This is a genomic window from Rhodanobacter lindaniclasticus (assembly GCF_004799035.1).
Lineage (GTDB): Bacteria > Pseudomonadota > Gammaproteobacteria > Xanthomonadales > Rhodanobacteraceae > Rhodanobacter > Rhodanobacter lindaniclasticus.
The window spans coordinates 1-1698 of record NZ_MWIO01000092.1; the positions used below are offsets into that span (position 1 = coordinate 1).

Consider the following 1698-nt stretch of genomic DNA (forward strand, 5'->3'; position numbering starts at 1 on the left):
ACTCAATGCGGGGGGACGTCGGGAGGCGTGCAGCGGGGCCCATCACTGGGCACGGCGGTGTGTGGAATACGGGCTGCAGCCGCGGCTGATGGCCGCCCAGCTGGTCAAGCCGTACCGCAAGACTCAGCGCAGCAAGAACGACCGCAACGACGCCGAGGCGATTGCCACGGCCGCCCGCCAGGGCAACATGCGCTTCGTGCCGATCAAGACCATCGACCAGCAGGCCCGGCTGTCCTGGCATCGGGTGCGCGAGGGTTACAAGGCGGAGAGTCTGGCGATCGGCAACCGCCTGCGCGGCCTGCTGGCCGAGTTCGGCATCGTGATGGGCAACAGTGACAAGGCCCTGCGCCAGATGCTGGCCGATCTGGATGCCCGAACACCGACGACACCGCTGAACGAATGAGGTCTCCGGCCGCGGTTTATACCCTGGTCCGAGCCGGCAACATCGACTCTACAAGACCGTCTAAGGAAATGCAGTCTGGCAACGTTCGACGCCGCATCCCACTGACCACGCAGCACACACGAAGCACAACACGACCACCAGCAGTCGCCCGAAAGCTCAGGGCAAAAGCATCATGCGCCCGGGGTTGACGGGACATCTCCTAAGGAATTGTTAGGTCTTCTCTCGGTAACGCTCATCCTCTGTAACCTCGAACTTGGTGAAGGCCATGCGCGCCTGCCTGACGCGAACTTTGTGTGGATATTGAGAAACAAGCTTGCGTACTTGCTCAATAGGAACTGTACACCTTGCGCCAAGCACAACAGATGTGAGTACCAGATCGCTGTCGAAGTAGCAGAAATAAAGTCCACCCTCTGATTCATGTTGAGTCAGATCAATAAAAATTCGGAACTCATTTTCGTATCTCCAGTCTTCGAACTTTGTCGCAAGCAATGCACGACCAAAGTCTTCTGATGGATCTGCGCTTGAGGCAAGTTGATCAATTTCAACTTCGGTAAGCGTCTTCTCGTACGAGACAGGGATTGCGAATCTGTCTCTGACCTCGAATCCTAAGGCTATGCCACGGTGCTTATCTGCGTAGTGGCTCCAGAGTACCGGGTTAGACCAGTTCTGACTAAAGCAAAGAACGCCGCGGGTCTTAGCAATCTGATCTCGCGTTAGGCGCGCCGCGGCACGTAGCTTTTTGTCTTGAATATTGAATGGCAGAAGTTCGAAGGGGTCATTCAAATCGCCGATGCGCGAAATCTTCATTCTTCCGAGTCCGATGTTGGATATGGCGTACTCAGCGCTCGACAGGTTGAAGAGCTCCACGGAACCTCCAGAGAAGAACTAACGCTTAGCAGACCCCAGATCGGGGCATATGCACCGGATGTTCAGCGTTCGACCGGCACGCGTCAAGCAGACGAATCTGCGGACAGACAAGGAGTTGCCTACTCGTGGTGGCGGTGCGCGGCAGCAATGTCGCCATTGCATATCTCACGAATCGAGGCGCTATGTCTTGTCACCCACAATCGTCGGTGATATCCAGGGTCAATCCGGGTGTGTCTGCACGCCGCCGGCTGGACGACGTTCGGCGGCGTTTGCGCCTCAAACGCCCCAAGCTGCGCACCGGGGCTATCTACATGGGATGGACACCACGTTCATCCTGGCGACCGGAAAGCGCTATCCGCGCGAGATGGGGCGGCCGAGGGCGAGGGCTTCCCGGGCACGACGGCGATGGGGTTCTACCCCGTTTCCAC

At 57.9% G+C, this 1698-nt stretch carries 1 protein-coding gene and 1 pseudogene; one reads left to right on the plus strand and one right to left on the minus strand.

The window, feature by feature from the left end; genetic code table 11:
• Window positions 1–379, plus strand: a pseudogene (locus tag B1991_RS18385) (IS110 family transposase); the annotation flags it as partial.
• A gap of 234 nt (window positions 380–613) precedes the next feature.
• On the opposite strand, the gene B1991_RS18390 reads toward B1991_RS18385, so the two are convergent.
• Window positions 614–1270, minus strand: a complete 657-nt coding sequence (locus tag B1991_RS18390; RefSeq protein WP_136260119.1) for a DUF2971 domain-containing protein — start codon at window positions 1268–1270, stop codon at window positions 614–616.
• Window positions 1271–1698: the final 428 nt, after the last annotated feature.